The sequence below is a fragment of the Rhodococcus sovatensis genome, assembly GCF_037327425.1.
Lineage (GTDB): Bacteria > Actinomycetota > Actinomycetes > Mycobacteriales > Mycobacteriaceae > Rhodococcoides > Rhodococcoides sovatense.
The window spans coordinates 4,782,013-4,806,756 of the sequence record NZ_CP147846.1; the positions used below are offsets into that span (position 1 = coordinate 4,782,013).

General features: G+C 63.0%; 23 protein-coding genes. 15 read left to right on the forward strand and 8 right to left on the reverse strand.

The annotated features are described in order from the left end of the window. Nucleotides 1–33: 33 nt before the first annotated feature. The 5 genes from WDS16_RS22280 to WDS16_RS22300 all read left to right on the forward strand — a co-directional run bounded on the left by WDS16_RS22280 (nucleotide 34) and on the right by WDS16_RS22300 (nucleotide 3,426). Nucleotides 34–954, forward strand: coding sequence for an ABC transporter ATP-binding protein (locus WDS16_RS22280; RefSeq protein ID WP_338887796.1), 921 nt, complete (start codon nucleotides 34–36; stop codon nucleotides 952–954). Further along, complete coding sequence (locus WDS16_RS22285; RefSeq protein WP_338887797.1) at nucleotides 951–1,802, forward strand: ABC transporter permease; 852 nt, start codon at nucleotides 951–953, stop codon at nucleotides 1,800–1,802. The genes WDS16_RS22280 and WDS16_RS22285 overlap by 4 nt, the downstream gene beginning before the upstream one ends. Next, nucleotides 1,792–2,034, forward strand: a complete 243-nt coding sequence (locus WDS16_RS22290; protein WP_338887799.1) for a helix-turn-helix transcriptional regulator — start codon at nucleotides 1,792–1,794, stop codon at nucleotides 2,032–2,034. The genes WDS16_RS22285 and WDS16_RS22290 overlap by 11 nt, the downstream gene beginning before the upstream one ends. Before the next feature lie 29 nt (nucleotides 2,035–2,063). Continuing rightward, the gene (locus WDS16_RS22295; protein WP_338887800.1) at nucleotides 2,064–2,753 is read left to right on the forward strand and encodes a TetR/AcrR family transcriptional regulator; all 690 of its coding nucleotides are present in this window, start codon (nucleotides 2,064–2,066) and stop codon (nucleotides 2,751–2,753) included. A gap of 64 nt (nucleotides 2,754–2,817) precedes the next feature. Continuing rightward, on the forward strand, nucleotides 2,818–3,426 hold the full coding sequence (locus WDS16_RS22300) for a YqgE/AlgH family protein (RefSeq protein WP_338887802.1): 609 nt from the start codon (nucleotides 2,818–2,820) through the stop codon (nucleotides 3,424–3,426). A gap of 96 nt (nucleotides 3,427–3,522) precedes the next feature. Here WDS16_RS22300 and WDS16_RS22305 read toward each other — a convergent pair whose 3' ends face one another. Next, the gene (locus tag WDS16_RS22305; protein ID WP_422395697.1) at nucleotides 3,523–4,914 is read right to left on the reverse strand and encodes a glutamate decarboxylase; all 1,392 of its coding nucleotides are present in this window, start codon (nucleotides 4,912–4,914) and stop codon (nucleotides 3,523–3,525) included. 422 nt (nucleotides 4,915–5,336) lie between these two features. Between WDS16_RS22305 and WDS16_RS22310 the strand changes: the two genes are divergently transcribed. Continuing rightward, the gene (locus tag WDS16_RS22310; RefSeq protein WP_338887805.1) at nucleotides 5,337–6,521 is read left to right on the forward strand and encodes an esterase/lipase family protein; all 1,185 of its coding nucleotides are present in this window, start codon (nucleotides 5,337–5,339) and stop codon (nucleotides 6,519–6,521) included. Between the two features lie 83 nt (nucleotides 6,522–6,604). On the opposite strand, the gene WDS16_RS22315 is transcribed toward WDS16_RS22310, so the two are convergent. The 3 genes from WDS16_RS22315 to WDS16_RS22325 all read right to left on the reverse strand — a co-directional run bounded on the left by WDS16_RS22315 (nucleotide 6,605) and on the right by WDS16_RS22325 (nucleotide 9,208). Then, entirely contained in the window at nucleotides 6,605–7,768 is a 1,164-nt protein-coding gene (locus tag WDS16_RS22315) for a GGDEF domain-containing protein (protein WP_338887807.1), read from the reverse strand. A 73-nt stretch (nucleotides 7,769–7,841) separates the two neighbouring features. Next, nucleotides 7,842–8,798, reverse strand: coding sequence for a DUF1648 domain-containing protein (locus WDS16_RS22320; RefSeq protein ID WP_338887808.1), 957 nt, complete (start codon nucleotides 8,796–8,798; stop codon nucleotides 7,842–7,844). Nucleotides 8,799–8,806: 8 nt separating this feature from the next. Then, the gene (locus WDS16_RS22325) at nucleotides 8,807–9,208 is read right to left on the reverse strand and encodes an SdpI family protein (protein ID WP_338887809.1); all 402 of its coding nucleotides are present in this window, start codon (nucleotides 9,206–9,208) and stop codon (nucleotides 8,807–8,809) included. 70 nt (nucleotides 9,209–9,278) lie between these two features. Between WDS16_RS22325 and leuS the strand changes: the two genes are divergently transcribed. Together leuS and WDS16_RS22335 are read left to right on the forward strand one after the other, a co-directional pair. Continuing rightward, on the forward strand, nucleotides 9,279–12,101 hold the full coding sequence (gene leuS / locus WDS16_RS22330; protein WP_338887810.1) for a leucine--tRNA ligase: 2,823 nt from the start codon (nucleotides 9,279–9,281) through the stop codon (nucleotides 12,099–12,101). A 100-nt stretch (nucleotides 12,102–12,201) separates the two neighbouring features. Beyond that, nucleotides 12,202–13,470, forward strand: a complete 1,269-nt coding sequence (locus tag WDS16_RS22335; RefSeq protein WP_338887812.1) for a lipase family protein — start codon at nucleotides 12,202–12,204, stop codon at nucleotides 13,468–13,470. 11 nt (nucleotides 13,471–13,481) lie between these two features. Here WDS16_RS22335 and WDS16_RS22340 read toward each other — a convergent pair whose 3' ends face one another. Both WDS16_RS22340 and WDS16_RS22345 read right to left on the reverse strand, forming a co-directional pair. Then, a complete protein-coding gene (locus tag WDS16_RS22340) occupies nucleotides 13,482–14,168 on the reverse strand; it encodes a thioesterase domain-containing protein (RefSeq protein WP_338887814.1) in 687 nt (228 codons plus the stop codon). Between the two features lie 161 nt (nucleotides 14,169–14,329). Beyond that, nucleotides 14,330–15,580 carry a glutaminase gene (locus WDS16_RS22345; protein ID WP_338887816.1) on the reverse strand — a complete coding sequence of 417 codons (1,251 nt, stop codon included), beginning with the start codon at nucleotides 15,578–15,580 and terminating at the stop codon, nucleotides 14,330–14,332. A gap of 42 nt (nucleotides 15,581–15,622) precedes the next feature. Between WDS16_RS22345 and WDS16_RS22350 the strand changes: the two genes are divergently transcribed. The 7 genes from WDS16_RS22350 (at nucleotide 15,623) to WDS16_RS22380 (ending at nucleotide 22,237) form a co-directional block, all read left to right on the forward strand. Then, a complete protein-coding gene (locus tag WDS16_RS22350; RefSeq protein ID WP_338887817.1) occupies nucleotides 15,623–16,429 on the forward strand; it encodes an AraC family transcriptional regulator in 807 nt (268 codons plus the stop codon). A gap of 159 nt (nucleotides 16,430–16,588) precedes the next feature. Further along, nucleotides 16,589–17,608 (forward strand): iron-siderophore ABC transporter substrate-binding protein, encoded by a 1,020-nt coding sequence (locus WDS16_RS22355; protein WP_338887818.1) that lies wholly within the window; start codon nucleotides 16,589–16,591, stop codon nucleotides 17,606–17,608. A gap of 11 nt (nucleotides 17,609–17,619) precedes the next feature. Continuing rightward, nucleotides 17,620–18,639: a FecCD family ABC transporter permease gene (locus WDS16_RS22360; RefSeq protein WP_422395854.1), complete on the forward strand. Its 1,020-nt coding sequence runs from the start codon at nucleotides 17,620–17,622 to the stop codon at nucleotides 18,637–18,639. Nucleotides 18,640–18,662: 23 nt separating this feature from the next. Further along, nucleotides 18,663–19,676, forward strand: coding sequence for a FecCD family ABC transporter permease (locus tag WDS16_RS22365; protein WP_338893570.1), 1,014 nt, complete (start codon nucleotides 18,663–18,665; stop codon nucleotides 19,674–19,676). Beyond that, a complete protein-coding gene (locus WDS16_RS22370; RefSeq protein ID WP_338887819.1) occupies nucleotides 19,673–20,500 on the forward strand; it encodes an ABC transporter ATP-binding protein in 828 nt (275 codons plus the stop codon). The genes WDS16_RS22365 and WDS16_RS22370 overlap by 4 nt, the downstream gene beginning before the upstream one ends. Before the next feature lie 207 nt (nucleotides 20,501–20,707). After that, nucleotides 20,708–21,727, forward strand: coding sequence for a Fic family protein (locus WDS16_RS22375; protein ID WP_338887820.1), 1,020 nt, complete (start codon nucleotides 20,708–20,710; stop codon nucleotides 21,725–21,727). A 141-nt stretch (nucleotides 21,728–21,868) separates the two neighbouring features. Next, nucleotides 21,869–22,237, forward strand: coding sequence for a TetR family transcriptional regulator C-terminal domain-containing protein (locus WDS16_RS22380; protein WP_338887822.1), 369 nt, complete (start codon nucleotides 21,869–21,871; stop codon nucleotides 22,235–22,237). Between the two features lie 291 nt (nucleotides 22,238–22,528). Here WDS16_RS22380 and WDS16_RS22385 read toward each other — a convergent pair whose 3' ends face one another. Together WDS16_RS22385 and WDS16_RS22390 are read right to left on the reverse strand one after the other, a co-directional pair. Continuing rightward, nucleotides 22,529–23,542, reverse strand: a complete 1,014-nt coding sequence (locus WDS16_RS22385) for a hypothetical protein (protein ID WP_338887823.1) — start codon at nucleotides 23,540–23,542, stop codon at nucleotides 22,529–22,531. Beyond that, nucleotides 23,532–24,728: a hypothetical protein gene (locus WDS16_RS22390; RefSeq protein WP_338887825.1), complete on the reverse strand. Its 1,197-nt coding sequence runs from the start codon at nucleotides 24,726–24,728 to the stop codon at nucleotides 23,532–23,534. Before WDS16_RS22390 ends, WDS16_RS22385 begins: the two co-directional genes overlap by 11 nt. Nucleotides 24,729–24,744: the final 16 nt, after the last annotated feature.

The following is a 24,744-nucleotide window of genomic DNA, read 5'->3' on the forward strand; positions in this document are numbered from 1 at the left end:
ATCATCGTCAAACCACGATGCTGGGAGGCCGGGGTGAGTACATCGAGCGACGTCGCTATCGACGTCGAGGATTTGCGGATGAGGTATGGGGCAACCGATGTTCTGAAGGGGGTGACATTCCGCGCGCACCGAGGCGAAGTCCTTGTGATGCTGGGTCCGAACGGTGCAGGCAAGTCGACGACGCTGGAAATTCTGGAGGGATTTCGCCTGCGATCCTCGGGGCGAGTCGAGGTGCTCGGCAGTGACCCTGCCGACGCGGACGAACTGTGGAGGGCACGCATTGGAGTGGTACTGCAGTCCTGGCGTGATCACGGGCGGTGGCGGGTCGGTGAACTGCTCGACTACCTCGGCTCCTTCTATGTTCCATTCGGTACCGCGGAACATCGCCGCCCCTGGGACGTCGGAGGACTGATGGAACTGGTCGGACTCACCGACCAAGCAGGGAGCAAGATCAGCTCGCTCTCCGGCGGGCAACGGCGCCGGATGGATGTGGCAATCGGAATCGTCGGCAAGCCCGAGGTCCTCTTCCTGGATGAGCCGACGGCAGGCTTCGATCCCGATGCGCGACGCGAATTCCACGATCTCGTACACAGATTGGCCGATCTGGACGGCACCACCATCCTCGTCACGACTCACGATCTCGACGAGGCCGAGAAACTAGCCGACAGAATCGTCATTCTCGGAGGCGGCCGGATCATCGCCGACGGTTCACCGGATGACCTCGCCCGCACCATGCCCTCGGATTCGGAGGTGCGGTGGAGTGTCGACGGCAGTCGCTCGGTGCACAGCACCGCCCAGTCGGCGAGGTTCGTACACGATCTGTTCGCGCAGTACGGCGACCGCGTCGTCGACCTGGAAGTTCGCCGCGCAACCCTGGAGGACACCTACATGTCACTCGTACACGACAATGCATCGATCGATGCTGCACGCACAGTGGAAGCGGTGACTCGATGAGCGCGAAAGGCGTAGCGGTACGAGCAGGGTTGCGGCGCACCCGAATAGAGCTCCGCCAGATGTTCACCGACCCACAGGGTCTGGCTACGCTGTTCCTCTTCCCGGCACTGATCATGATCGCGTTGTTCTTCATGCGCAACGGGACTTTTCAGTCGACCGGCTATGGACTTGCGGTGCTGGCGCTGCCCGGCGTCATGGGGACCATCGTGTTCTTCAACGGTGTGTACACCATCGGGGAGAGTTTCGTGCTCGACCGCGAGGATGGAACTCTGTTGCGTGCCAAGGCAACTCCGAACGGGATGATCGGGTACTTCATCGGGCGTATCGGCACCAACGCCACTGCCGTCCTGGTTCAGGTCATGGCGGTACTGGGTGCAGGGACGATCATTGTCGGTGGTGTGTCCTTGAACAGTGCCCGATCGTGGATCGTCCTCGTGTGGGTTCTGGTACTGGGGCTGCTGGCAACGTTGCCGCTCGGTGCGTTGCTCGGGGCAGTGGTCGGGACTGCGCGCGGACTGTTCTTCGTGACGATGCCACTGATGCTGGTCGTCGGAGTCTCGGGCATCTTCTATCCGATCACCGCGCTGCCGGGATGGTTGCAGAGTATTGCTCAAGTTCTGCCGTGCTACTGGCTCGGACTGGGTTTGCGATCGGCGTTGTTGCCCGCGGACGCGGTCAGCATCGAAATCGGTCAGTCGTGGCGCCACCTGGAGACTGCGGGTGTGCTCGGGGCATGGGCCCTCGTCGGACTCGTGTTGGCACCGATAGTGTTGGGACGCATGGCCAGAAACGAATCCGGAAGCAAGATGGACGAGCGACGAGACAAGGCCCTTGCACGTGCCTACTGAAGTCATCTACAACCGCATCGCGATGCTGCGTGCCGAGCGCGGGATCTCGAGGCGGGAGTTGGCCGACGCCCTCGGTGTGCATTACCAGACCGTCGGCTATCTCGAGCGCGGTGAATACAGCCCGAGCCTCCATCTCGCGCTGCGGATCGCGGCGTACTTCGAGGTGTCGGTCGAAGTGATCTTCTCGATAGACCCCTTCGCGAGGATCGGGACCAAGGAGTCTTCTGCCTGATTCATGAGCCCGCCGATACTGTGTCTTCTATGACGACCACTCCCCGTGCGCGCGCCAGGGCGCAGACGCTGGCCGACATCACGCGTATCGGTCGCGATCATCTCGCCGCCGATGGTGCGGCAGCGCTGTCCCTGCGGGCGGTGGCACGTGATCTCGGTGTCGTGTCCTCGGCGGTCTATCGCTACGTCAAGAGCCGGGACGAACTGCTGACCCTCCTCGTCGTCGACGCCTACACCGAACTGGGCGACGAGGTCGATGCCGCGGTCGACGCGGCCGAGAGCCCGGTCGAGAAGTTCCTGGCCCTCGGTCGTGCCGTCCGAAAGTGGGGTCTGAGCGAACCGGCGCGATACGCGTTGCTGTTCGGAAGTCCGGTTCCCGGGTACCACGCGCCCGCCGAGCAGACGACCGGGCCGGGCACGCGAGTCGTCGTCACGCTCGTGTCGATCTTCGATGCGGCCTTCCGGTCGGGGCAGCTGACCGACCGACCGTCACCGTCGTCGCTCGCGTCGTTGCACGGAAGCTTCACCGAGATTCGTAACGAATTGGGAACGGAATTGCCCGACGAGGCAATTGCCCGCGGAGTGTCGGTGTGGGCGTCGCTGTTCGGGGCGGTGAGTTTCGATGTCTTCGACCAGTACGGTGCAGATACCTTCAGCAGCCGAGACGACCTGTTCGAGTACCAATTGGCATGTCTGATCGAACTAGCAGGGTTGGAGTGACACCTGCTCGACTCGTGCGATTCCTTACGTCACATCCGCTTGTGCGCGGTGCCACAATGTTCCCATGGCGGCGCACGCGGAAGAACCTGAAGACCAGACGGCATCCGTCGACCAGGGAGTACGGCCAGGGAGCCTGCTGGTGTCGTCGACCGAACTCGTCGAACCGACGTTCAGACGTACCGTCATCTACATCATCGAGCACAACGACGCAGGCAGCCTCGGTGTCGTCATCAATCGGCCGAGCGAGACCGCCATCGCGAACGTTCTGCCGAAGTGGGCGGATCTCGCCGCCCGACCGAAGGCTCTGTTCGTCGGCGGCCCCGTGAAGCGTGACTCGGCGCTGTGCCTGGCGACCGTTCGCACCGGCGTCGACATCGACGGTCTTCCAGGGGTACGACGCGTGGACGGGAGGGTGGTCATGGTCGATCTGGATTCCGACCCTGCCGATATTGCCCCGCTCGTGGAAGGTCTCCGAATCTTCGCCGGCTACTCGGGCTGGACACTCGGTCAACTCGAGGGCGAACTCGAACGAGACGACTGGATGGTGGTGTCCGCTCTCGCGTCCGACGTCATCGGGCCACCGAAGATAGATCTGTGGGGACATGTACTGCGGCGTCAACCGATGCCGCTGGCGATGCTGGCGTCACATCCGATCGATGTAGAACGGAACTGATGGGTGCTCCCCCCAGTGCCGATGGGGGCTCCGCCCCCAGTGGCACGAATAAGTGCATCCCAGGACACTTAACCGCGCCACTGCGGCGGAGCTGCATCAATGCGCGAAATGCGTCCTCGCCGGATGGCCCTTCCCGGCTGCCGCCGCATCGAGTTGGTCGACCACTTCGCCGATTGCGATGCACAGCAGACGTCCCAGGTCCGCGCTGAAGCCCTCGCGCACGACGATACGGAGCACGGCGACGTCGGTTGCGTTGTCGGGCATCGTGTATGCCGGTACTTGCCAACCGCGGGCCCGCAGTTCGTGCGAGACGTCGAATACCGTGTAATGCTGCTTCCCGGTCAACTCGAACGAGATCACCGGGATCGCGCTGCCGTCGGTGATGACATGAAATGCCGGGTGCTCGGAAAGATGTCCGCTCACCCGAACTGCAGTGTCGCGCAACGCATGCATGATATCGGTGTATCCGGACCGACCGAGGCGGAGAAAATTGTAGTACTGGCCGATGACCTGATTTCCGGGCCGCGAGAAGTTCAGCGTGAACGTCGGCATGTCTCCGCCGAGATAGTTGACCCGGAACACCAGGTCCTCGGGTAGATCCTCACGAGTACGCCACACCGCGAATCCTATGCCTGGATAGGTCAATCCATATTTGTGACCGCTGGCGTTGATCGATTTCACGCGCGGAAGCCGGAAGTCCCACTCGAGGTGCGGATGCAGGAACGGTACGACGAATCCGCCGCTGGCCGCGTCGACGTGGACGGGGATATCGGGGCCGCCACCCGCCGCGAGCGAGTCGAGCATGTCGCAGATCTCCGAGACGGGCTCCAGCTCCCCGGTGAATGTGGTGCCGAGAATCGCAACGACGCCGATGGTGTTCTCGTCGACGGCCTCGCGTACCTGATCGGGTGTGATGATGTAGCGGCCCGGTTCCATCGGCAGATACTTCGGCTCGACGTCGAAGTAGCGGCAGAACTTCTCCCAGACGACCTGAACATTGCTGCCCAGCACGAGATTCGGCCGACTTGTGTCGGCGTCACCGCGTCGTGCACGCCACCGCCACTTGAGAGCAAGTCCTGCAAGCATCACCGCTTCGCTCGAGCCGATCGTGGACACACCCGTCGCGCTGCCCGGATCTTCCGGATCGAGCCCTGGCGCATGGAACAGGTCGGCGACCATGTTGACGCAGCGTTCTTCGATCGACGCCGTCGCGGGGTATTCGTCCTTGTCGATCATGTTCTTGTCGAACGTTTCCGCCATCAGCTTCTCGGCCTGTGGATCCATCCACGTCGTGACGAACGTGGCGAGGTTGAGGCGGGACGAACCGTCGAGCATCAGTTCGTCGTGAATGAAGCGATACGCGGCCTCCGGGTCGAGTTGCTCCTCCGGCAGCCGGAGCGCAGGTACCGGGTTCGTCGCCAACCGACCGGTGTACGCCGCAGCGATTACTCCACCAGGGTGCTCGATTCGTGCCACGTTTTCCTCCAAGGCAATAGGGGTCGCTTGGACGCTAGCGTCGCGCGGCGGGCGTGCGCATCATCCTTCGCAGGCGATTTCTGTGGATAGTTCACTTGGCTCACGACATCTGCGGTGTATTCGGACCTCGTTTGTGAGGGTGCCCAACGACGACGAAGAATGGCATAGCCTTCTCCAGAACTTGCCGAACAACATAGGAAAACCCTTCCGGGGAACTTAGTGTTCCTTCTGGCTCGGCTGACAGCATCGACGCTGTGCCACACGGAGAAGGCAGGGTTTCCGGAGGCGAAACTCGAAGGTCGTTGTCAGGACCGATCTTTCGTGTAGGTCGTGTGTTTCGGTATGCGACGAATCGATGCAGTAACGGCATCTTTGCGCTCACGATTGCTCGTGGTCGCGTCCTTGGATGACCACATGAAGAAAGCGAACGGCCTATGTCGATCAAGCATGCCCGATCCGGCGGCACAGCGCGGTGGACCGCGACCATCGGAGCAATATCCTGTGCACTGTTTCTCGCCGGAACCGTCACCGCCACAGCGCAGCCCGTAGTAGAACCGGCCCCGCCGGCCACGATCACCGAGGACGGCGCGGATGTCGTGCCGCCCGAGGGCAGCGAAGAGCAGCGCGTCAAGGCCGAGGACCAGGGCGTCGAGCGCCCCAGTGTCGATCAGGTCGGCACGGCCTCCAGCACCTACGACCCGGAGAGTGAGACCTCCGGCTACGGACCGGTGTTCACCAACTTCATCGCCGGGTTCCTCTACAACGTGGTCAACCCCAACGTCGCGCCGCAGGGTGCGAACGACTGGAACTGCAAGCCCACCGCGACGCACCCCGAGCCGGTCGTCTTGCTGCACGGAACATGGGAGAACGCATTCAACAACTTCTCTCGCATGTCGCCTGCACTGAAGGCAGCAGGACACTGCGTGTTCGCGCTCAATTACGGTGACAGTGACGCCAGCGGCCTGAGCCACGTGAAGTCCGTTCGCGGAACCGGCCCAGTTGCCGAGAGCGCCAAGGAAATCGCAACCTACATCGACGCGGTTCTCGCCCGCACCGGCGCCAGCAAGGTGAACATCGTCGGACACTCGCAGGGCGGTCTGGTCACCCGTCAGTACCTCCGCTTCGAAGGTGGAGCCAACCCCTCGGACCCGAGCCAGAACAAGGTCAACAAGGTCGTCAGCGTTGCCGGATCGAATCACGGCACCACGCTCGTCGGCATCGGCACGCTCGGCCGCACCATCAACAACCTCGGACTGAACGTGCTCGGCCTCGTCGGCGCTATTGCCGGTCCTGCCGCGTCCGATCAGGTCATCGACTCACCCCTGGTCAAGGCGCTGGCCGTCGGTGGGGACACCGAGCCGGGCATCGACTACACCGTGCTCGGGACTCGATACGACGAGGTTGTCACCCCCTACAAGACGACGTTCCTCGATGCCGGACCCAACGCGACCGTCAAGAACATCTTGCTCCAGGACGGCTGTGGGATCGATCTGTCCGACCATCTCTCGATCTCAGTATCGCTTCGTGCGATCGGCATCGTGAAGAATGCTCTCGATCCGGTCGGTACTCCGGCCAACGCAATTCCCTGCGCGTTCAACTCGCCGGTCACCGGTGGCTGAGTAGGCGAACGAGCCTAGCCATCCGTGGCACGTAGGAAACCCGAGTCCGTCGCATATCGCGGCGGACTCGGGCGATTCTCGATTCACAGTTGTGTTGTTGCCGTGCGATTTCCGCCGTCGTACTTGGCGCGGTACATCATGGAGTCGGCGGCTCTCGTCGCCTTCGTGATGATGCTGGGACCTCCGCTCCACCGGTCCGAGGGGTTGGAAACGATGGCGGCACCGACGCTGACGGTGATCGGGATCGGATCCGACGGACGGTAGAGCGAGCGCCCGACTGCGTAGATGAGATCGTGTGCGTGTTCGATCGGGCCGGAGAACACGATCAGGAACTCCTCACCGCCCGTTCTCGCCACCACACCGTCGCGCTGGAACAGCTCGCGCAGTCGGTGCGACACCGTGACGATGACGTCGTCTCCGGCATCGTGTCCGAAGTAGTCGTTGACCGCCTTGAACCTGTCGATATCCACCACGACGATGACAAGCGAGTGTCCCAGCGCGTGGCCACTCGACATGAGTACGGAAGCTGCGTCCTCGACTCCACGTCTGTTCAGAAGCCCGGTGAGTGGATCGAGAAGAGATCTTCTGGCATCGCGGCCGATTGCCGTCCACGCGATATGAGCGAGTAGGGGAATCGCCGAGTTGATCGCGAACACGACAAGCCCGCCGGCGATGGCCGTCGGGTTGTCCTCGACACTCCACAGGCACGCCCGAACCGTAGTGATGGAGACGATGACGGCGCACCAGGCGAGGTGGGCAAGCAGCCATCGTTGACTCAGGAAATAGGTGCACAACGCGCCGGTGACGACAAAGAGTCCGGAACCGATGAGTCCACCGAACGGCTCGTACAGCACAAGCACCGACGCAAGCCCGACATCGCCGAAAATTGCGAACCCGATGAAGTCTCGGCGGGTGGGCAGCGGACCGAAGAACCACCGAAGCGCGACGGCCAGCTGGAGCATCAGGACAAGTCCGACCCACGCCTGGGCCAACATGCCTTGTGGACCGCGCGAACTGAACAACATGAGTATCGATGCAGCGGCGAACAGCAGCGTTGCTGCACCGAAGACATTCTGGATGGAGCGGTGCAGTCCCCGGGTCGATCGGTGCGTGATGATCCACTCGTAGTCGAACGGTTGCTGATACCACTCTTGCAGTGCCGTCCACACGGTGTCGGTCGATGGACGCCGGTGACTGGCGCCCTGCCCCTGCCGCCTGTCTACCGGTGGTCCTATGTCGTTCGTCATGGCCTCCGGTCGCTACCCCTGTGTCCGACCAGCCTAGCCACAAAAAGCGGCAATCAGTTTTGTTTTCCGACGATCAGAGCCGGGAACAAAGCGTGTTGATGGTGCCGGCTATGTGTTCTGCGTTGGCTGTCGTGATCGTCAATCGTTGTCCGTTGGCGAACGTCACGAACACCGCCGGACCTTTCGTTGTCGCGACTGCGTAGTTCCCGCGACCTTTGGCGCGTAAACCCCATCCACCGAAATCCGAGAACGGATCCACCTCACGTACGGACGCACCGGTTATCTCACCGATCGAGTAGTCGAACGCGGACATCCCGAGACTGCGCACATGCAGTCCGGCTCGATCGACGATCAGTTCGTAGCGCATGAGGGACACCGTCAGTACCGCGAGCGGCGCGAAAATCGCAACCGGCCACCAGGATTCCGACAACCAGCAGGTCAATGCCGCAGCCGCTGCGGTGATCGAGAACAGGATCGTGAGTGCGACCCTACCGGCGCCCAGGGGTTCGACGATGGGAAGATCCAGGTCGGTTGCTCTGGGCAGGGACGCCGGTGGCACCGACTCGGCATCGGTGCGCTCGCGGTAGTCGCGGAGCAGGGATGCCCCGAGGAGTCCCACGGAGAATCCCACCAGGGTACCGACGCCGAGCGCCCACCCAGGCACTTCCACGTTGTCCACCGAGGTCAAGTCGAGCTGTTTCTCGAGGATGGCCAGTTGAAGGACGGTGATGAGCCCGACGACGGTGAGGCCGATCATCAGCATCGTCCGTCGCATGATGAGCAGGCCGTGGGCGAGCGCCGCCAGTGCACTGCACCCGCCGCCGACAAGGACGATGACGATTGCGAGGGTCCACGCACTCGTGCTGGGGCTCATGAAGCCATCGGGCTGAGTACCGGACCAGTGCGTTGCGATTTGCTCCGGAAGTCTGGATTTCCAGAGCTCGACGGCAGTCAACCCCAGAGCCGCAGCAGCAATTGGAACGACGACGCCGAAAACGACGCCTGCCGGGTCGAATGTCCGCTGCTTCATGGTCTAGGTCAGCTTGGGGCGCACGTGTCCTTGAGGCTGCAGGAAATGCAGGAGTGGCCACATCCACCGGTCTCGGGGACGGGTGCGGCAGCGGCGGCGCGGGCCCCGATCGAGCCTCCGACACCCGCAGTCACGAATGCGGCGATCAGGCATGCCACGACTGCGACGACGGCAAAAGCTCCGGTCAGCAGCACTGCGGCGGCGCCTCCGATGAAGAGGAGCAGGGCGGCTGCGGCGTTGGTGGGGCCGGCGACACGGTTGGCCATGACGAATGTGTCGTCGTCGCGCATCGACTCGGTTGTCCGGACCCCTGCCCAGCGGTTGCGCGGCAGTTTGCCCGCCAGGCTCGCGACGGCTACCAGGCCGACGACGAGGGCAAGCACGAACATCAGTATCGACACGACGATCACGGTAGGTAAGGATACGTCGAGTACAGGCCGCGGTACCAGGCGCCCCAGCTCACGCTTTAGGCTGGTAGGTGTGACCGATCCAGTCGAAACGCCTTCCGAGTCCGTCCCCGAGCATCGCTACACCGCGGATGTGGCGGGGCGGATCGAGCAGCAGTGGCAAGACCTGTGGGATGAGCAGGGCATCTTCGACGCCCCCAACCCTGTCGGATCGCTTGCCGGTGAGGTTCCGAAGGACAAGCTCTTCGTCCAGGACATGTTCCCGTACCCGTCGGGCAGTGGCCTGCACGTCGGGCATCCACTGGGATACATCGCGACGGATGTTTTCGCGCGCTTCCACCGCATGCACGGGCGCAACGTTCTGCACGCGCTCGGCTACGACGCCTTCGGGCTGCCGGCCGAGCAGTACGCCGTGCAGACCGGTACACACCCCCGATCGACGACCGAGGCCAACATCGCGAACATGCGTCGCCAGCTGCGGCGGCTGGGTCTCGGGCACGATCGGCGACGGTCGCTGGCGACGACGGATGTCGACTTCTACCACTGGACGCAGTGGATCTTCCTGCAGATCTTCAACGCCTGGTACGACGTCGACCAGTCCAAAGCACGCCCGATCTCGGAGCTGGAAGCGGAATTTTCCTCCGGGGAGCGGGCATTGGACGACGGGCGTTCCTGGTCGTCGTTGTCGGCCTCGGAGCGGTCTTCGGTCCTGGACTCGTTCAGGCTGGTCTACGAGTCCAACTCGATGGTCAACTGGTGCCCCGGGCTGGGCACCGTACTCGCCAACGAGGAGGTCACCGCAGACGGACGCAGTGATCGCGGCAACTTCCCGGTATTCCGAAAGAACCTGCGGCAGTGGATGATGCGTATCACCGCATACTCGGACCGCCTGATCGACGACCTCGAGTACCTGGACTGGCCGGAGAAAGTCAAGACCATGCAGCGCAACTGGATCGGGCGATCCCGTGGCGCGCAGGTGTCGTTTTCCGGAATCGAGGTGTTCACCACTCGTCCGGACACTCTGTTCGGTGCCAGCTACGTCGTCCTCGCCCCCGAGCACGAACTGGTCGACGGGTTGGTTGCGTCCGAGTGGCCCAGCGGGGTGTCGGACGAGTGGACCGGCGGCGCTGCAACCCCCGCGGAAGCCATTGCGGCCTACCGCGCGTCGATTGCGGCGAAGTCCGATCTCGAGCGCCAGGAGAACAAGGAGAAGACCGGCGTCTTCACCGGTTCCTACGCCGAGAATCCAGTCAACGGCGAGCAGGTACCGGTATTCATCGCCGACTACGTGTTGACCGGCTACGGCACGGGCGCAATCATGGCGGTGCCGGGGCATGACCAGCGTGACTGGGAGTTCGCGACCAAGTTCGGCTTGCCTATTCGCGAAGTCATTGCCGGCGGCGACGTCACCGTCGCTGCCTACACCGGCGAGGGATTACTGGTCAATTCCGGCTTCCTGGACGGAATTTCGGTCGAGGATGCCAAAGCTTCCGTGGTGGCTCACCTGGAGAACGACGGCAAGGGCCGCGGAACGATTCAGTACAAGTTGCGCGACTGGCTGTTCGCGCGTCAGCGTTACTGGGGCGAGCCGTTCCCGATCGTGTACGACTCCGACGGCAACGCACACGCTCTTCCGGATTCGGTTCTGCCCGTTGAGCTTCCCGAGGTCGAGGACTATGCGCCGGTCTCCTTCGATCCCGATGACGCGAGTTCGGAGCCGTCGCCGCCGCTGGCCAAGGCGTCGGATTGGGTGAACGTCGAACTCGACCTCGGCGACGGGCTGCAGACCTACCGCCGCGACACCAACGTCATGCCGCAGTGGGCAGGCAGCTCGTGGTACCAGCTGCGCTACATCGACCCCACCAACTCGGAGACCTTTGCCGATCCGGAGAACGAGAAGTACTGGGTCGGACCACGTCCGGAGATCCACGGACCGAACGATCCTGGCGGCGTCGACCTCTACGTCGGTGGCGTCGAACATGCGGTGTTGCACTTGCTGTACTCGCGGTTCTGGCACAAAGTGCTCTTCGATCTGGGCCACGTCAGCTCGAGCGAACCCTACCGACGCCTGTACAACCAGGGCTACATCCAGGCGTATGCCTTCACCGACGCGCGCGGGGTCTACGTTCCCGCCGACGAAGTGGAAGAGCGCGACGGTGGCTACTTCTATCAGGGTGAACCTGTCGATCGTGAGTACGGGAAGATGGGCAAGAGCCTGAAGAATTCCGTCTCCCCCGACGACATCTTCGCCGAGTACGGTGCCGACACCTTGCGCGTCTACGAGATGTCGATGGGACCGCTCGACACCTCACGCCCCTGGGCGACGAAGGATGTCGTCGGTGCGCAGCGGTTCCTGCAGCGAGTCTGGCGGCTGGTTCTCGACGAGGAGACCGGCGCGGTTCGCGTCACCGACGAGAAGCCGACCGAGGACACTCTGCGGGTTCTCAACCGTGTGATCGACGGCGTGGAGGCGGACTACACCGCGCTGCGCGACAATACGGCCGGAGCCAAGCTCATCGAGCTGACCAATCACCTCACCAAGGTATACCCCGACGGCGCGCCACGCGGTGTGGTCGAGCCGTTGGTTCTGATGCTCGCTCCGATGGCACCGCACCTGTCGGAGGAGCTGTGGCGCCGGCTCGGTCACGACCGTTCGCTTGCGCACGGGCCGTTCCCGCGGGTCGACGCCAAGTGGCTCGTCGCCGACACCGTCGATTATCCGATTCAGGTCAACGGCAAGGTACGCAGCCGCATCACCGTGCCCGCGGATTCGTCTGTCGACGAGGTCGAGAAGACCGCGTTGGCGGAGGAGAAGATCGTGGCCCTGCTCGACGGCAAGGCGCCGACCAAGGTCATCGTCATCCCGGGTCGGATGGTCAACATCGTCCTCAAGTAGCCGCCCGTCGTCGAATTCGTGGAGATCGAACCCATCCTTGGAGGATGAGACTCGGACATTCGTCTTCTCCGAGCGGGCGTCGTGCGCTTTAATCTGTGCCATGTCACAGATCGGTAAAGGCTCTCTTGTGCGGTTGGTTGCGCTGATCGCGTTGGTACTCGGATCGACCGCGTACGTTGCTCAGGCAGACCCGGGTCCGGGCTCTCCGATCCCCGCGAACGATCCGTTCTACAGCTACGACGGTTCGCTCGACGTCGCTCCGGGAACTGTCTTGCGGACCCGGCCCATGACCTTCGCGACGCCGACTCTGACCACGCCCATCAAGGGCGAGCAGGTGCTGTATCGGACTACCGACCAGCAGGGCGAGAGCGTCGTGACTGTCGCAACGGTATTGCGGCCGCTGATCCCCGGGCCGGCGAAGATCGTTTCGTACCACATGGCCTACGACGCGCTCGGATCTCAGTGCGACCCGTCGTACACCTTGAGCGGCGGTGCGACCAGCCCGATCGCGAGCGCCGAACAAACCGTCATCGCCGGTTACCTTGCCGCCGGCTACACCGTGGTCGCACCGGATTACGAGGGTGAAGAGCTGGAGTGGACGGTCGGACGGCAATCCGGATACGCCGCTCTCGACGGCGTCCGTGCTGCGGAGTCGTTTCTCGGGCTTCCGTCGTCGACTCCGGTTGGGTTGCTCGGCTACTCGGGTGGATCCGTACCGACGCAGTGGGGTGCCGAGGTCGCGCCGCGCTACGCACCTGAGCTGAACATCGTCGGCGTCGCTGCAGGTGGTGTGCCCGTCGACTTTGCGCACAACCTCCCGTACGTCAGTGGCAGCCCGAAATGGGCAGGGGTGATTCCAGCGCTCATCGTCGCCTATCAGCGGGCGTACGGTCTGGACACGAGCGAGTTCGTCTCGGACTACGGCCTACAGGTGATGGATCAGGTCGACCAGGAGTGCATCGCCCAGTTCGCCGACGACTACCCCACTCTGACCGACGCCGACATGGTGAAGGCGCCGTACACCTCGCTGCTCGACGTTCCGGCTGTGGTCGAGATCATCAACGACAACATCATGGGTATCTCCGGGACGCCGAGAGCTCCGCTGTTCTTGGCGGTCGGGCACTCGGATCCCATCGGCGATACCGTCATGATCACCGCCGACGTTCAGGCGCTCGCGCACGAGTACTGCGGCCGCGGTGTCGATGTGCAGTACGCCCAGTACGACGGCTTGAACCACGAGATGGCTTTCCCACCCTTCGAGGCTCAGGCTCTGCAGTTCCTGACGGAACGGTTCGCCGGCGGCCCGACGCACAGCAATTGCGCCACCATTCCGGTCGGCAACTCGCTGGCTCCCACCCCTGTCCCCTGACGCATGGCGGACTAGATGAAGCGGTCGACAAGCTCTCCGACAACGGCAAAGTCGTCGACCTGAGGCACGCTGTACTTGAGTACCTCGCCACTGATGAACGGGTGCCACGCCGGCCCGCCGACGGAGTCCTCGTCGGAGACGACCAGCGCGGTGCCGACGTAGACGCCGGGGAAGTGACGGTCGGCGAGGGACTCGTTGTGAGCAGCGGCGGCGAGGAGTTCCTCGGCCCGGCTTCGATCGATGTCGTCGCCCATCTTCGTCAGCATGTCGTGCGGCGATTCTCCGTCATGGTGCAGAGGATCGCTACCGAGGAGGGTGAGGCTGACCACGTCGCCGCCGCGCCGCTGGAGTTCGACAGCGATGGCGTGGGCCAGTAGGCCACCGAACGACAGTCCCAGAAGGTTGACCGGCCCCGCCGCAGATACCTCGAGGATCTCGTCGGCGTAGTGGGAAGCGAGGGCTGCGATCGATGCCGGACGCGCATCCACCGGCGACGCCTGAACACCGTAGACGGGGCGATCTGCCCCGAGGCGTGTGGCGAGCTCGGCGTAGCAGCTGGTCAGGCCCTCGATCGGGTGGATGCAGAAGACAGGAGTCTGCGTGCCCGCGGTGTCGATAGGTACGATGGCGGGTGTGGTGTAGGCGGTGACAGTGCGGTCGACGAAGGCCAGCTTCGAGTAATCATTGACAACGGTCATGCTGAGCCTCCGGGGGTCGAGTCTTGGTGCTGGGCGTGCAGTCCGCCCGCTTGGTGTGCGCCGCGTGACGAGTATGTCGCGGCGGAGGCCGGATGTGTTACCCGCGTCACACACTCGTTATCTTCGTGGTCAAATCGAGACCTCGAATTACACTGCGGTAATTAGCTTTTCGCCCCCATGCTCCAACGAATCTCCGGGTACCTACCGTCGCCGAAGTCGGGGTCCGGGAGCACACCGTCGGGATCCACGAGCGCCACGGTCCGTCCGTCGAGCGCCAAGCGCCGCATGCCCTCGAGCACCATGCGGCGACCCACGTCGCTGAGCCTGTCCACTCGACCCACATCGATGACGACGGTCGAGGTGCCCGAGTCGTCGTTCTCCAACCCGTCGAGGATGTTCTCGGCCCCGGTGAACTGGATGACGCCCTGAAGCTCGACGACTAGTTCCCGGTCGACGACGCGGATGTCCCGGACCACCGACGAACCGTAGGGTTCGACGTCCATGAGGTGCAGGCCCATATCGTCGGACAGTCGCTCGAAGACCTTGACTCCGCGGACGCTGTTGCCGTGGCTGTCGAGCCGTGGCGAGAAGACGCCGACCCCGGCCTGACCGGGCAGTGCGCCCAGCAGGCCACCCGAGACACCACTCTTCGCGGGGATTCCGACGGCGGTGAGCCAGTGCCCGGCCGCGTCGTACATCCCCGAGCTCGCCATGACCGACAAGGTTTGGCGTGCAACAGCTCTCGACAGCACACGCTCCTTGGACACCGGATGAACGCCTGCATTGGCAAGTGTGGCTCCCATGACCGAGAGGTCACGCGCCGTCACGTTCACGGAACACTGCTTCGTATAACCCTCGACCACGGCATGGGCCTCCTCTTCGAGTATCCCGTAATTGCGCAGCATGTGTGCGATGGCCAGGTTGCGGTCCGCAGTGTCCAGCTCGGACCGGCACACAGATTCGCTGACCACCAAACGGCGACCCGCCAGTGTCGAGAAGAAGGCGAGTGCCCGCTCGACGCGCTGTTCGGTGTCCGAGCCCAACAGTGAATGCGTCGTGATCGCACCGGCATTGATCATGGCGTTCTTCGGGCGTCGGGAATCGCCTTCGAGCGACAGCTCGTTGAACGCCTCTCCCGACGGTTCGACTCCGACAGCGTCTGCGACAGAATCGAATCCACGATCGGTCAGCGCGGCGGCATACGCGAAGGGCTTCGAAATGGATTGTATGGAGAACTCGACCTCGTCGTTGCCGACGGAATGGGTGCGACCGTCGACGGTGGTGAGCGCGATACCGAATACATCGGGATCGGCGTTCATCAGCTCGGGAATGTAGTCCGCAACTGCACCGTCCGCGTCGTCGGCAAGGTCGTCGAGTACTTCCCGGAGATAATCGGAAACAGGTGATTTCACAGCCGCAAACGTAACATCGCGCATGTCGGTAGATTGGCTTTCGTGACCACGACCGGAGCCCGCGACGTCCATCGCGGAGCGGTCGACACTCGCACGTTGCCGCTGTACAGCGCAGGTGAGATCGACGTCCCGTTCGTCATCGCCGGCGCATCGGAGGTGATGGCGCGGGACACCCGCTGGGCCGAGCACTCGCACCCCACCCACGAACTGCTGTGGAACTCCCGTGGTGCGTCGACGGCAACGGTCGGGTCGAGGACGTGGACCATTACGTCGTCGGTCGGGTTGTGGATCCCGGCGGGAGTTCCGCATACGGGATGGATGGCTGCGGGAACCTGGTCAAGGGCTGCCCAGTTCAGTGTCCACGAAGCACCGCCGCTCTCCACAGTGCCGGTGGCAGTAGATATCTCGGACATGCTGAGGCTTCTGCTCGACCGCCTGGGCCTGGATACGCTTGCCCCTTCCTCGCGGGCCACGACGGAGGCTCTCGTGCTCGATGTCCTCGAGCCTGCCGAGCAGCAACTACTTCTTCGTGTTCCGGAATCTTTGCGGTTGGCGCCGATCGTCGACGCGGTGCTGCAGAACCCCGCCGATCCGACGACCCTGGCCCAATGGGCGTCCAGGCTCGGTCTCAGTTCGCGCACGATCACTCGAATGCTCCAGGAGGAGACCGGCGTGGGATTCAGCAGGTGGGTCTCCACTGCACGTGCCCATCGTGCGATCGCTCTGATGGCGCAGGGCGAGAGCATCGAGGACGTCGCCTCCGCTGTCGGATTTCGGTCGGTCAGTGCATTCGGCACGGCCTTCCGCCGAGTGACTGGAATGACGCCGGGCCAATTTCGAGCGGTGTGATAGCCGACACTATCTGTCGCTTTTGCACCAACGAACGTCTGAATTGCTCGATTGCCAAGTATTTCTGCTTCAACTACTTTGACTGAGGTAACCCTTGCCTGCATAGATTTTTGCCGCATCATCCCCCGGGTGTTGTCGCGATGAAACCCGAAGGAAGTCATGTCTCACGCGTCACGGTTCGCGGTAGTGTCCGCCGCCGCAATGCTCACTGTCGCTCTGGCGGCCTGCTCGTCCGGATCGTCCTCGGACCAGGGCCAGCCCGAGAAAGACTGGACCCCCGTCACCGTCGAACACGCGTTGGGAACAACGACGATCGAGTCCAAGCCTGAGCGGGTCGCGACGGTCAACTGGGCCAACCAGGAAGTCCCACTCGCCCTCGGGGTCGTTCCGGTGGGCATGGCCGCTGCGAACTTCGGTGACGACGACGGCGACGGGATCCTGCCGTGGGTCGACGCCAAGCTCGACGAACTCGGCGGTGAGACCCCCGTGCTGTTCGACGAAACCGACGGCGTCGACTTCGAGGCCGTCGCGGACACCGAACCCGACGTGATCCTGGCGGCGTATTCCGGCCTGACACAAGAGGTTTACGATCAGCTCAGCGAGATCGCACCCGTCGTCGCCTACCCGGAGACAGCGTGGGGAACCCCGTGGCGCGAGATGATCACCGTCTCCAGCGAGGCGCTCGGTCTTGCCGACGAGGGGAAGCAACTCGTCGCCGATCTCGACGCGCAGATCGAGGAGGCCGTCGCGGCGCGCCCCGGCATTACCGGCAAGTCCGCTATGTTCCTGACTCACGTCGACACCACGAACCTCAGCGAAGTCAGCTTCTACACCACACACGACACCCGAACGATGTTCTTCGAGGACCTTGGGATGACGACGCCCGAGAGCGTGGCGACGGCGTCGGCGACCACCGACAAGTTCAGTCTGAAGCAGAGCGCCGAGCAGGCGGATGCCTTCGGTGACGTCGACATCATCGTCACCTACGGCGGCGACGAGCTGGTCAGCGCACTCGAGGCCGATCCCCTGCTGTCCCAGATGCCGGCCGTCGCAAACAAGGCAATCGTAGCGCTTCCGAGCGATGGTCCCCTGGGCACCGCGTCGAACCCGACGCCGCTGTCGATCTCTTGGGTTCTCGACGACTATCTGGACCTGCTCGACAAAGCCGCCGCTGCATAGCAGTGACGACCATCGAGGCACCCGAGGTGACGAGAAGTTCGACGTGGGTTCGCCCGGTCGCACTTGTTGTCCTCGTCGTGGTCCTGTTCGGACTTGTCATCGCGTCGATCACCATCGGGTCCCGCGAGGTCGGCGTCGACGACATCCTCGCGGCGCTCGGTGGATCACGGGACGGGTTCGACCAAGCTGCGGTTGCGGCCCGACTGCCCAGAACCGTTCTTGCTCTCCTTGCCGGAGCGGCACTGGCAGTGTCCGGGGCCGTCATGCAGGGCGTGACGCGAAACCCTTTGGCAGATCCAGGAATTCTGGGTGTGAATATGGGTGCCTCGCTGGCAGTCGTCAGCGGAATCACCTTCTTCGGCCTTGCCGCCGCGACGAGTTTCGTCTGGGTGGCTATCGGAGGCGCAGCGGTGGCCGCGATCTTCGTCTATGCCATCGGATCGCTCGGACGCGGTGGTGCGACGCCACTGAAGCTGGCGCTGGCCGGGGCTGTCACCTCGGCAGCACTGCTGTCCTTCGTCAGCGCAATTGCGTTGCCGCGCAGCGATCTGGCGGGTGGAATCCAGTCGTGGCAGATCGGTGGTGTCGGCGGCGCAGTCTTCGACCGGATCTCGATGGTGCTGCCGTTCCTGCTCGTCGGCTTCGCGATCTGCATGCTGTCCGCTCGCGGGCTCAATTCCCTGGCCCTCGGCGACGACCTCGCGGCAGGTCTGGGTGAGCGAGTCGCGTTCGTCCGGGGAGCCTGCGCAGTGGGCGCGGTGATTCTCTGCGGCGCGGTGACTGCGGTGACCGGTCCCATCGGTTTCGTGGGACTGGTCGTGCCGCATATGTGCCGACTGCTCGTGGGCGTGGATCATCGTTGGCTCCTCCCCTTTTCGGCTCTCGGTGGGGCAGCGCTGCTGACGGCGGCAGATGTTCTCGGTCGCATTGTCGCGCGGCCAGCGGAGATCGACGTCGGCATCATCACGGCGCTCGTCGGCGCCCCGTTCTTCATCTACATCGTTCGACGCCAGAAGGTGTCGGCACTGTGACTCTCGACTCTGTGACTCTTGACATGGTGGTACGCGGCCGGGCTCGAAGATCCGCTCGCCGACGAACGACGATCGCGATCCTTCTGGCGCTGATCGTCGTGGGCACGGCTGTCACCCTGATGGTCGGACGGACGTTCTACCCACCTGGCGATGTGATCCGGGTGATTCTCGGCCAGGACGTCGCGGGAGCAAGCTACACAGTGGGCCGACTACGACTTCCGCGCGCGGTTCTCGCCATTGCGGCCGGTCTCAGCTTCGGGATCGCGGGCGTGACGTTCCAAACGATGCTGCGCAATCCGCTGGCCAGCCCGGACATCATCGGCATCAGTGCGGGTGCAAGTACCGCAGCGGCTTTCGCGATCGTGACCCTCGGCCTCGGCGCCACCCAGGTGTCGATCTTCGCCATCGTCAGCGGTCTCGTCGTCGCCCTCGTCGTTTACGTTCTGTCGTTCAAGGACGGAGTCGTCGGGACGCGACTGATCCTCGTCGGAATCGGTATCGCCGCCATGCTCGACAGCGTCACCGCGTACATCCTCTCGCGTGCCGCCCAGTGGGACCTGCAGGAAGCGACGCGGTGGCTCACCGGAAGCATCAACGGCACGACGTGGTCTGCGGTCGTTCCTGTTTTGATCGCCCTGGCCGTCCTCTCCCCGATCCTGCTCGGTCAGAGTCGAAATCTCGCGGTCACTCAGCTCGGTGACGATATGGCGCCTGCTCTGGGCGTGCGGGTGGGCCGCACCCGGTTGATCGTCATCGTCACCGCCGTCGGGCTGATCGCCTTCGCGACGGCTGCAGCGGGCCCGATTGCGTTTGTGGCGTTTCTGTCCGGGCCGATCGCAGCGCGGATCGTCGGCGACGCCGGTTCGCTGTTGATTCCGTCGGCGCTCGTCGGCGCTCTTCTCGTTCTGGTCGCGGACTTCGTCGGCCAATACGCACTGGGCACGCGATATCCCGTCGGAATTGTGACCGGGGTACTCGGCGCTCCGTACCTCATCTATCTGATCATCCGCTCCAACCGCGTGGGAGGCTCACTGTGACCACGAACCACTCGCTCGCGATCGAGAAGTTGACGCTCGGCTACGGGGACCGAACCGTCATCGACGACCTCGATATGTCCGTACCGGCCGGCAGGATCACCTCCATCGTCGGCGCGAACGCGTGCGGGAAGTCGACCTTGCTGCGATCGATGTCGCGTCTGCTGAAGCCGCACAAGGGCCATGTCCTCCTCGACGGCAAGGATGTTCATCAGCTGCCACCCAAGCAGCTGGCGAGGATGCTCGGTCTGCTTCCGCAATCACCGATCGCACCCGAGGGGATCACCGTCAGCGACCTCGTCGGGCGCGGCAGGCACCCACATCAGGGACTGTTCTCGCGGTGGAGCAAGGACGACGACAAAGCCGTCGCCGACGCGCTCGATCTCACGCAGACCGCCCAGCTTGCCGACCGGGCGATCGACGAACTGTCCGGTGGGCAACGTCAACGCGTATGGATCGCAATGGCTCTCGCGCAACACACCGACTTACTGCTGCTCGACGAGCCGACGACCTTCCTCGACGTCAGCCATCAGGTCGAGGTGCTCGATCTGCTGACCGACCTCAATCGAACTCGTGGGACTACGATCGTGATGGTGTTGCACGATCTCAACCTGGCGGCACGGTATTCGGATCATCTGATCGCGCTGGCGGACGGCCGAATCCACGCCTCGGGAACGCCGGAGGAGGTGCTGACGGAAGACTGTGTCCGCGCTGTCTTCGGGCTGGACAACCGCATCATCGCCGACCCGGTGTCGGGGAAGCCGCTGATGCTGCCACTCGGGCGTCATCACGGGGGTCACTCCTTGGCGAGTACCCGCTCCAGATAGTCGAGATCCTGCCGCAGCGTCGAGATCGCGTCCGATCTCGTGGCCGAGTTCGCAGTTGTGTAGCCAGAAGTGCCATCACACGCTCATGACGTGCAGGACATGAATTTGTTTTGTTCAATTAGCTAGCTCGCTGGTGTATCAACTTCCGAAGTTGTTCTGTACATTTGGCTGGCATGCAGGTGCTACAACTTCTGAAGGTGGGCTGTCATGCCGCGTGGCAGGCCTAGCCGCGAATCGATTTACAGGCAGTTTGCCGAGGCGCTGAGTGAGCTGCAGCGCTTCGGTGGCATGCCATTGCCCGCCGAATCGTCCGCTATCTGGGATGACATCTGGCACCTCGAAGCCCACAACTCCACCGCGATCGAGGGGAACACCCTCGTCTTGCGCGAGGTCGAGGCATTGCTCGACCGGCGTAAGGCTGTGGGAGCGAAAGATCTGAAGGATTACATGGAAGTCCTTGGGTACGGCGAAGCGGCGCAGTGGGTGTACGCCCAGGCGACTGCACCGGACGGGTACGCAGGCGAGGGTTTGGTGACCATCACCGAGGTTCGATCGGTGCATCAGCAAGTCATGCAGCGGGTGTGGGACGTCGCCCCGCATCCCGACGCCACGCAGGAAGAGGGGCCTGGTAGCTTTCGGCGGCACGACATTCGTGCGTTCGACGGTGGGATGAGACCGCCACCGTGGATCGAGGTGCCCGAGCGACTGTCGACGTGGGTAGACGAGGTCAATTTGTTTGCAGCCCAATTGTCGTCATTGGACGTGGGCGCCCTGGATCCGCGCGATATTCCGGTCCGACTCGCTGCGATCCATTGCGAATTCGAGCGGATTCATCCCTTCCTGGACGGCAATGGCCGCACCGGGAGGCTCCTCCTGAACCTCATTCTCGTCCGCCTCGGGTTTCCGCCGGCAATTGTGTTCAAGCGTGACCGCGTGAAGTACCTCGATGCCTTGGATCACGCGGACAAGGGTGAGTACGGCCCGCTTGCCGAACTCATCGCGCGATCGGTGATCGACAACCTGCACAGGTTCGTGGTCCCGTCCATCGCAGGGCCGGCTCGTCTCGTCCCGTTGCAGGCTCTGGTTGTCCCCGAGATCGGCTACAACGCACTGCGACAGGCAGCCAGGAGGGGCCGACTCGACGCGCACCAGGGATCCGACGGAACTTGGAGGTCAAGTCGAAAGTCAGTCGATGCGTACTTGCAGCAACGGTATTCGCGAGAGTGAGCCACCCCTGGACGTGAGGCCCACATGGACGTCGTGTGGGGCGTTCGCTCGGAGGTTCACACCGCGCCCGGCCGGACCAGCATAGGGACGCCGTTAAAGGCGAACCGCGGCTGTGGTATCGGCTCCCTTTGAGCCTTGGTCTTGGCCACTGTCGTTGCGACACGTAAGCCCAGATGTTCGGCAGCAGCAGAACGCGGCGACGTTCGCGCAGAAAAAGTATCCGCCGCGATCACCGGCTGCCTATTCGATAACTTGTCGCTGGAACTCTCTGCCCAGGACGCGGTCATTCGGTCTGACCTGGAAGCGATTTACGATGAACAGATCTCGATTTTGGCAAAAGTGCTCGACGATGCGGGTATCGGCGAAACGCGCGAAACAAACCGCAGCTCAACGGATATAGCTGCCGCGATCATCGCTCAGCTGGAGGGGATGGTGCTCTTCGCAAAGTTACGGAACGATGCGTCCGCCCTTGACGGACTGTGGGATCGGGTCTGTTGTCTGGTGGGCTGACGCGCAACCGCGGCCGCTGGTCCGTCAAGCGAGTGAGGATGATCGCCCCGGTCGTCGATAATTGACGATTCGCCGTCGTACAAGCCGAGTCTTCGGTTGTCGGGCAGGCCCTTTCCCGATCGGTACAGTCCACGATTCGGACTACTACTGCACTTCGCTTGGGCCACGGACGGGCTGGCACTGCCTCGGGGCCTCGGTGAAGGCCCCGAGGCCCACCGGTGATTTCGAGGCGCATCTCGCGCTGGGTGGTCCGCGACCTCTCGGTGGGACGCTAGCAAAGCAGGGTTGCCATCACCCTGCGATTGCAGCCACGACATGCGCCGTTTCCACGGCACTCGCACCGTCATCGCATGCGCGGACAAGTGCGTCGTTCAGGTTTCTGAGCATTCGGCGGACGCTGTTTCTCTCGAGATACAGGTCGAAGAGGCGGTCGAGCGCGTTTCGCCGAATGAACTGATCCGTTCGAAGATCTCTTACGTCGCAGGCGTTCCGAGCCCGGCGTGTGACTAGTTTTCCGACCAGTGACCGATCCAGGTTCGGCAAAGTAATACGCGTGTCCAGGAAGTCGTGCGCTTGGTCGAAGTGAGGGCTCTGCACGTAGTCCGTGTGGACGGCAATCACACTCGCTGCGGGCAGGCGATCGGCGATCATTCGCAGTGTGGGACCGAAGAATGCCGCTATCCGAGGTTCTGGGTCGGTCCCGATGCCTGGCCGTCGGATCCACTGGTCGGTGTCGTCGAAGACTAGTGTCGGTTCCAGTCCGCGTCGGCGGATCAGGTTGAGGACTTTGATCGCTTGTTCGACGACGTCCTCGCCGGTCAGTGGTTCGGTGACGACGCTGCCAAGTTCGAGCGCCAATTCGCCCGTGAGCCAGCTGATCCCACCCCCAAGGCTGAGGGTGACAGGGCGTTTGTGTGTGCCACCTCGGACGAGCTGATCGGCTTTGCGGACTTTCTTGTCGCGGTCGAGTTGGCGGGCGATCGAGCTGACGAGGAGGCTGGGGAACGTCGACGGTTCGGCGACTATCGCATCGGTTTGCATCCCCATGCGGATGCGCAGGGGTGCGATGCTTCCGACGTTGGTTCCATTGAGTACGAACTCGGTGGTCGACGATTTTCCGGCGCCACTGGCTCCGATCAACGCGATTCGGTCACCTCGCATCACCGCCTGGCGGAACCGGGATTCGTAGTCGGTTGATCCCAAGAGAAGATCGAACGGTACATGCAATTCGGCCATCTGCGATCGGGACGGCGTCGGATCGAACGCTCGTGACGCGTGGAGTTTGCGGAGGAGATCACTCGTCATGAGAATTCTTCGACTCCGCTCGCCGTTTGAGTATTTCACTCGCAGGGGTTAGTTCGAACATTCGTCGTGGGCGCCCTTGTCCGCTGGAAACTTCACGGCTGACTACGAGCCCGGCGTCGTCGAGCTGCTTGAAAACTTGCACAGCTCTAGGTCGCGTCCACCCCAGGGATGCAAGAAGTTCGCTGTCTGACGCACTGACTGCACCCCGCACTTTCAGTTCCGCCGCGAGCATCGAGGCGGACCGTCCCAGTGAAAAAATGAGCGTGTCTCTGAAACTGAGCGCGTTCACGTTTTGCTCGATGGCATCTGGGTTCTCGAACGTGCTCCTGAGCGCAGCGACGAGGTCTCGCGGATTGCCACCGACAGTTTCGGCCAAGGTTTCGCTGATGGGGGACATCTCGCGGCCGCCTCGGCGATCGACAAGGTCGACTCTCTCCTTTGTGGTTAGAGGCCCGAGCTGAATTTGCTTCTCGAAGAACGTGTCAGCGGGCGGGGTCAACAGACCTCCGACGTCGTTCGATCGCACGGCGACCAGCCACAGGAATCCTGTTTCCCACACTTCGTCTCGGTACCGGCCGAACAGCGCGTGCCCGGCCGAAGCGGTGACGTCGTCCACAATGATGACAGGGAGTAGACGGTCGCCCGTGATGGAGTCGTCGTCGTTTTCGCGTCTCCACCGTTCGACGGTCCGGTCGATCAGGTCCTGTCGAAAGTCGGCTAAGCGTGACAGTAGAGCGTCGGAGTCGATCGTCGATTCCTTGGCGTGAGGTTCACCGGTGACCACCTCCACGATTCGCCGCAACAAATGAGCGCCGTCTGCGACCCCTTCGACGCGCACGAAGAACATAGGAAAGTCACCTTCACGGCGCGTACCCGACCGGGGATCGCGACTATCCAGTTGGACGAACCTCATGAGCGACGTACGCCCGATCCCTCGATCCCCTGTCACCAACACGTTGAGGCCGGAGTTCAGTGCTGACCAAATCGCGATCACTTCATCTGACCGACCGACGAACAGCTCTGTGTCTACCGCGTTGTCCAACAGCGGCCGTGCGCTCACTCCCATGCGCTTACAATACTTACTGTAAGTTTCGTAAGCAAGCAACTGACGTTGCAAGATGTGGTTCGCGCACATCAGTAGGCGGGACTCGCGGTTCCGACGTATGCGGATGACGCGGGTGAGCAACCGCTGACGTCCCTCC